The organism is Nonomuraea sp. NPDC049784, from assembly GCF_040659615.1.
In the GTDB taxonomy this organism is placed as follows: domain Bacteria; phylum Actinomycetota; class Actinomycetes; order Streptosporangiales; family Streptosporangiaceae; genus Nonomuraea.
In genome coordinates this window covers 1-5,979 of record NZ_JBFAMX010000629.1, presented here as the reverse complement: position 1 = coordinate 5,979, position 5,979 = coordinate 1, and the positions used below count along the sequence as shown (strand labels likewise).

The following is a 5,979-nucleotide window of genomic DNA, read 5'->3' as shown; positions in this document are numbered from 1 at the left end:
GTGGCCTGGCCGGCGAACCAGCTGGCCACGGTCGGGCCGAGGCGGCCGTCGCGGACGCTGCCGACGATGACGGCCAGCCGTAGCGGGTCATCGGTCACGGTGTTCTCCTTCATGATGTGCTCCTTTGGCGGCGGCCTGTCGCAGGGCCGCAAGCAGTGTGGTCTCGGTCTGGGATCCGGTGAGCGGGGGCAGGTTCTCGATGAGGAAGACCGGCACGCCGGTGATGCCGAGGCGGCGCACTCGGTCGAGCCGGGCGCGCACGGCGGAGGGAGGCACGCTGCCGGTGGCGACGCCGACCTCGGTGGCCAGCTGGGCGAGGGTGGCGGGGTCGCCGATGTGCAGCCCGTCGGTGAAGTGGGCGCGGAAGAGGCGTTCCGCCATGGGCTCGGCCTTGTTCTGTGATGCGGCCTCGGCGATGAGGCGGTGAGCGTCGAAGGTGCCGGTGGCGATGGCCTTGCCGTACGCGAGCCGGAGGCCTTCGCGGGCCGCGCGTTCGGCGAAGTCGAGCGCGCCGGCCACCGCTTGCGGGCCGAAGGTCTGTTCGAGGACGGTGAGGAGTGGCCGTCCGTCGGCGGGGGCGCCTGGGGCGAGTTCGAAGGGCAGGAACTCCACCGTCACCTCCACGCCCTCGGCCCTGACTTGGTTGGCGGCGCGGGCGAAGCGGGTGTAGCCGAGGTAGGAGTGCGAGCAGATCACATCCACCGCGATCTGGGCTTTCACGCTGTGCGGCATGCGTCGCTCCCTCACGCGGCCGCGGTTGCGGGTTCGGCCGACGGGGTCCGGTCGCGCAACGGGACCTCGCGGATGAACCAGGCCAGCGCGAAGGCGAGGACGCCCAGCGCGGCCGCGCCGAGGGCCATGGCGTGGATGCCGCTGGAGACGGCGAGGTGAACCGCCTCCTGGGCGGAGGCCGGGAGCTGGGCGAGCGCGCCGGGAGTCAACCGGCCGGAGGCGATCCGGGTGCCGGTCGCCGCGCCGAGGCGGTCGATCAGGGTGTCCTGCAGCCGGGCGGTGTACAAGGCGCCCAGGGCGGCCACGCCCAGCGAAGCGCCCATGGTGTGCCACAGGGTGACCGAACCGCTGGCCGCCCCCATGTCGCGGGGCTCGGCGCTGTTGACGGTGATGATCGTGGTGGACTGCATCAGCAGGCCCACGCCGAGGCCGCCGATCAGCGTGAGGCCGGAGGCGAGCGCCAGGCTGGTACTGGGCCGCAGCATGAGCAGCACGAGCATGCCGACCGCCACGGTGGCGCCGCCGAGGATCGGATAGATGCGGTAGCGGCCGGTACGGCTGATCAGCCGGCCGGTGCCGATCAGCACGGTGACCATGCCCAGCATCGAGGGCAGGATCAGCATGCCGCTGGCGATCGGCGAGGCGCCATGGACCAGCTGCATGTATTGAGGCAGGAAGGTTGCCGCGACCACCATGCCGACGCCGCCCAGGAAGCGGATGACCTGGGCCAGGGTGAAGTTGCGGTCGGCGAACAGCCGCAGCGGGACGATCGGTTCGGCCGCGCGCCGTTCCACGAATACCAGGGCGGCCAGCGCCACCGACCCGATCAGGATCAGCCCCAGAATCGGAGCCGAAGCCCAGGCGTACTGGGTGCCGCCCCAGCTGGCGACCAGACTCAGCGCCACCAGCGCCACCGTCAGCAGCAGCGCCCCCAGGTAATCGACCCGCGCTCTGATCCGGCGCGGCTCCAGCCGTACGGCGGCGCCGATGAGCAGCAAGGCGACCGCGCCGATGGGGAGATTGACGAAGAATGCCCACCGCCAGCCCAGATGCTCGGCGAACAGGCCACCGAGCAACGGTCCGGCGATGAAGGCGATCGGCATCATCGTCCCGAACAGCCCCATGAGCCTGCCGCTGTGGCGGGGCGGCACCAGCTCGCCGATCAGCGCCAGAGCCCCGGTCATCAGACCTCCCGCGCCCAGCCCCTGCACCATCCGGAAGCCGACGAGCTGGATCATGTCCTGCGCGACTCCCGACAGGCCGGACCCCAGCAGGAAGACCACGATCGAGGCCATGTAGACCGCCTTGCGGCCGTACAGGTCGCCGAGTTTCCCCCAGATCGGTGTCGAGGCTGCCATGCAGATCAAATAGGCCGTCGCCACCCAGGAGAAGTAGTCCAGACCGCCGAGATCTTTCATGATCGTCGGCAGTGCGGGCCCGAGCATCATGCCGTCCAACGGGGCTGTGATCATGCCCAGCATCACGCCGATCACGCCCGTGCGAAGCGATCGATCCATGCGTTCTCCATTTCGCGTACTGCGTACTTGAAATGGACCATAACCATTCAGGTACCATGTACGCAAATGGAGGGAAGGGGTGCGCATGGCCGACGAGGAACCGACCAGCATCTGGATGCAGCCGGAGCGGCACGAGCGCTCCGGACCGGGACGGCGCCCCGGCTACAGCCGCGAGCAGATCACCCGGACGGCCGTCCAGATCGCCGACGCGGAAGGGCTGGAAGCCGCGACCATGCGGCGGATCGCGTGCGAGCTGGGCACCGGCGCCATGTCGCTCTACCGCTACGTGCCCCGGCGCGACGACCTGTCCGATCTCATGATCGACCTGGTGATGGGCGAGATCGAGCTCCCCGCCAGCCCGTCCGGTGACTGGCGATCCGACCTGACGCTGCTGGCCCGGCAGATCCGCGCCGCAGGCCTACGCCACCCCTGGCTGATCGCGCTGCTCACCGGCCGACCCACGCTGGGCCCCCACCTGTTGCGCGTGCACGAGTTCGCGCTCGGCGCGTTCGACGGGATCGGACTCGACATCGACGACATCACCGGCTTCGTCGGCATGCTCAACGACTTCATCCACAGCGCGATCCGCCGCGAGATCGGCTGGCTGGAGGAGGCCCGCCGTACCGGCCTGGACCCCGAGCGCTGGAAGCGGGACTACATGGGGCCGTACGTGCGCGAGGTCGTCGAGTCCGGAGCCTTCCCGCTGTTCAGCCGTTCGGTTCTCGACTCCCGCACCGCACACCTCGCCCCAGACGATCGTTTCCGGCACGGGCTCGACCGCATCCTCGACGCCATCGCCGCGCTCATCCCGTCGCTCCGCTCCCGTTGAGCCGCAAGGCACATCCCGCTCCTGCGCAGCAGCGGGATGTGCACGTGACCGTCGATCATCTCGGCCTTGCGCACCCAGTACGCCGCTGGCAGCATCCCACCGGATGCCACCTGACCGAGGGGGCCGGCGGGTCGTGGAACGGGGTGCGACCCGGGATGGGGGATGGAAACCGGCGGCGGGGGTCAGTCGTTGTAGAGCTTGTCGGCCACCGCGCGGATGGTGCGGGTGATGTGTTCGAGGGAGCGCAGGGTGTCGGTGTCGAGGTGTTCGAGGATGCGGCGGTAGTGCTCGAAGCCGGCGTTGTTGATCTCCTCGACCAGGGCGGCGCCGGCGGGGGAGAGTTCGACGCGGCGGACGCGGCGGTCCTGGGGGTCCTCGTGGCGGGTGGCCAGGCCGTGGGCGACGAGGCGGTCGACGAGGCCGGTGACGGTGCCGAGGCTGACGCCCAGGTGGTGGGCGAGGTCCTGTCCTGAGGCGGAGCCGTTGAGGGCCAGGAGCATGACGACGTGGAGCTGCCGCATGGTGAGGTTGGAGGAGAACAGGGGGGATCGGTGCTGGGCGAACACTCGCCCCAGGCCACGTTGTGTCTCGGTGATCCGGCGGATCAGGTCTTCGCGTTCGTCGCTCACACTCACCTCTCGCTTCCTGAGAAGGTTATCAGGAAAGCTCAATCTGTCTAAATATTCGTACAAGGCGAAGTGTTAGTCTGGGGCGAACTCTTGGAGGGGGACGCCTGTGACCGCATTCGCCCGGTTGAGCTTGGTCAACCGCACACTTGTGATTTTGATCGCGATCGTGCTCAGCGCGTTCGGCGCGTTCACGATTCCGCAGTTGAAACAGCAGTTGCTGCCGTCTTTGAGCTTTCCCGGCGCGTTCGTGGTCGCGTCGTATCCGGGCGCCTCGCCCGAGATCGTCGAGGACCAGATCACCAAGCCGATCGAGGACTCCTTCCAGGGCCTGACCGGGATGGAGCAGATGACCTCGACGTCGAAGGAGGGCCTGGCGCAGATCCAGGTCGCCTTCGCCTTCGGCACCGACATCGAGTCCTCGCTGAACAAGATGCAGCAGGCCATCGGCAGGGTCACGCTCCCGGACGGGGTGGATCCGCAGGTGGTGGCGGGCAACACCGACGACATCCCGGTGGTGGTGCTGGCGGTGGGCGACGGCGGCGACGAGCGGGCGATGGCCGACAAGCTGCGCCGGATCATGGTGCCGGAGCTGCAGAGCGTGGAGGGCGTACGGGAGGCGCAGGTCACGGGCACCCGCGACGAGGTCGTGACGATCGAGCCGGACGCCAAGAAGATGGCGGTGGCCGGGGTCTCGGCCTCGCAGATCCCCGAGGTGCTGAAGGCCAACGGCACGCCGATCCCGGCGGGCACCCTGACCTCCGACGGCAAGTCGCTGACGGTGCAGGTGGGCGCGCGGGTCGACTCGGTGGCCAAGCTGAAGGACCTCTACCTGACCCCGGCCCAGCCGGCGGCGGTCAACCAGCAGGGCACCCAGCAGCCGGGCCAGTCCCAGACGCGGACCCCCATCGGGCAGAGCGGGCAGACGGCGCGGCCGGGCCAGGGACAGCCGAGCCAGGCGGCCCTGGCACAGCAGCAGGTCAAGCCGAAGCCGCTCAAGCCGGTCAAGCTGGGTGACGTCGCGGAGATCAAGCTGGGGCTGGCGGACGCGACGACGATCACCCGTACGGACGGCAGGTCGAGCCTGGGCGTGTCGGTGACGATGGTGCCCGACGGCAACGCGGTGTCGATCTCGCATGACATTCGCGACAAGCTGCCGGACCTGACCAAGGCGCTGGGCGACGGCTCGGACACGGCGGTGTCGGTGGTGTTCGACCAGGCGCCGTACGTGGAGGAGTCGATCCAGAGCCTGACGACCGAGGGCCTGCTGGGGCTGGCGTTCGCGGTGCTGGTCATCCTGGTGTTCCTGCTGTCGGTACGTTCGACGCTGGTGACGGCGGTGTCGATCCCGCTGTCGGTGGTGATCGCGCTGATCGTGCTGTACGTGGGCGACTACTCGTTGAACATGCTGACGCTGGGCGCGCTGACGATCGCGGTGGGCCGCGTGGTGGACGACTCGATCGTGGTGCTGGAGAACATCAAGCGGCATCTCGGCTACGGCGAGGCCAAGCTGCAGGCGATCCTGGCGGCGGTACGCGAGGTGTCGGGCGCGGTGACGGCCTCGACGTTGACGACGGTGGCGGTGTTCGCGCCGATCGCGATCGTGGGCGGCATGGTCGGCGAGCTGTTCGGCCCGTTCGCGGTGACGGTGGCGGTGGCGCTGCTGGCCTCGCTGCTGGTGTCGCTGACGGTGGTGCCGGTCATGGCGTACTGGTTCTTGAAGGCGCCGGATCTGACGCCGGAGCAGGCGCGCAAGCAGCGCGAGGAGGCCGAGGCCAAGGAGCTGCGCTCGCCGTTGCAGCGGGCCTACCTGCCGGTGCTGCGCTTCGCCACCCGGTTCAAGCTGACGACGGTGCTGATCGGGGTGGCGGTGTTCGTCGCCACGATGGGCCTGGCGGGCGGTCTGCAGACGAACTTCCTGGACGCCTCGGGCCAGAACACGATCTCCCTGTCGCAGAAGATGCCGGTCGGCACGGACCTGGCGACCACCGACAAGGCCGCCCAGAAGGTGGAGGGCGTGCTGAAGGACGTCGACGGGGTGGAGACGTACCAGGTGAACGTGGGCGGCGGCAACGCCATGCAGGGCGGCGCGGTCGGCGGCGGCGCGGACCGGGCGTCGTACTCGGTGACGATCAAGGAGGGCTCCGACCCGGAGAAGGTGCAGCAGCAGCTGCGCGACCAGATCAAGGCACTGTCGGCCGTCGGCGATACGACACCGTCCCCGCCTCCGTGGGAGCGTTCTACCAGGCACTGCTCACCGGCATCATGGCGCAGC

5 protein-coding genes are annotated in these 5,979 nt (G+C 69.2%); 2 read left to right on the top strand and 3 right to left on the bottom strand.

All coding sequences use genetic code 11. The features are described 5' to 3' along the window. Positions 1-87: 87 nt before the first annotated feature. Both AB0J09_RS54040 and AB0J09_RS54035 read right to left on the bottom strand, forming a co-directional pair. Positions 88-732, bottom strand: a complete 645-nt coding sequence (locus tag AB0J09_RS54040) for a DsbA family oxidoreductase (RefSeq protein WP_360710013.1) — start codon at positions 730-732, stop codon at positions 88-90. An 11-nt stretch (positions 733-743) separates the two neighbouring features. Next, positions 744-2,249 carry an MDR family MFS transporter gene (locus tag AB0J09_RS54035; protein WP_360710011.1) on the bottom strand — a complete coding sequence of 502 codons (1,506 nt, stop codon included), beginning with the start codon at positions 2,247-2,249 and terminating at the stop codon, positions 744-746. Between the two features lie 85 nt (positions 2,250-2,334). Between AB0J09_RS54035 and AB0J09_RS54030 the strand changes: the two genes are divergently transcribed. Beyond that, complete coding sequence (locus AB0J09_RS54030) at positions 2,335-3,078, top strand: TetR/AcrR family transcriptional regulator (protein WP_360710009.1); 744 nt, start codon at positions 2,335-2,337, stop codon at positions 3,076-3,078. A 182-nt stretch (positions 3,079-3,260) separates the two neighbouring features. On the opposite strand, the gene AB0J09_RS54025 is transcribed toward AB0J09_RS54030, so the two are convergent. Continuing rightward, complete coding sequence (locus AB0J09_RS54025; RefSeq protein WP_360710007.1) at positions 3,261-3,713, bottom strand: MarR family transcriptional regulator; 453 nt, start codon at positions 3,711-3,713, stop codon at positions 3,261-3,263. 100 nt (positions 3,714-3,813) lie between these two features. Here AB0J09_RS54025 and AB0J09_RS54020 point away from each other — a divergent pair. Further along, a partial coding sequence (locus AB0J09_RS54020) for an efflux RND transporter permease subunit (protein WP_360710005.1) occupies positions 3,814-5,979 on the top strand: 2,166 nt, incomplete at its 3' end.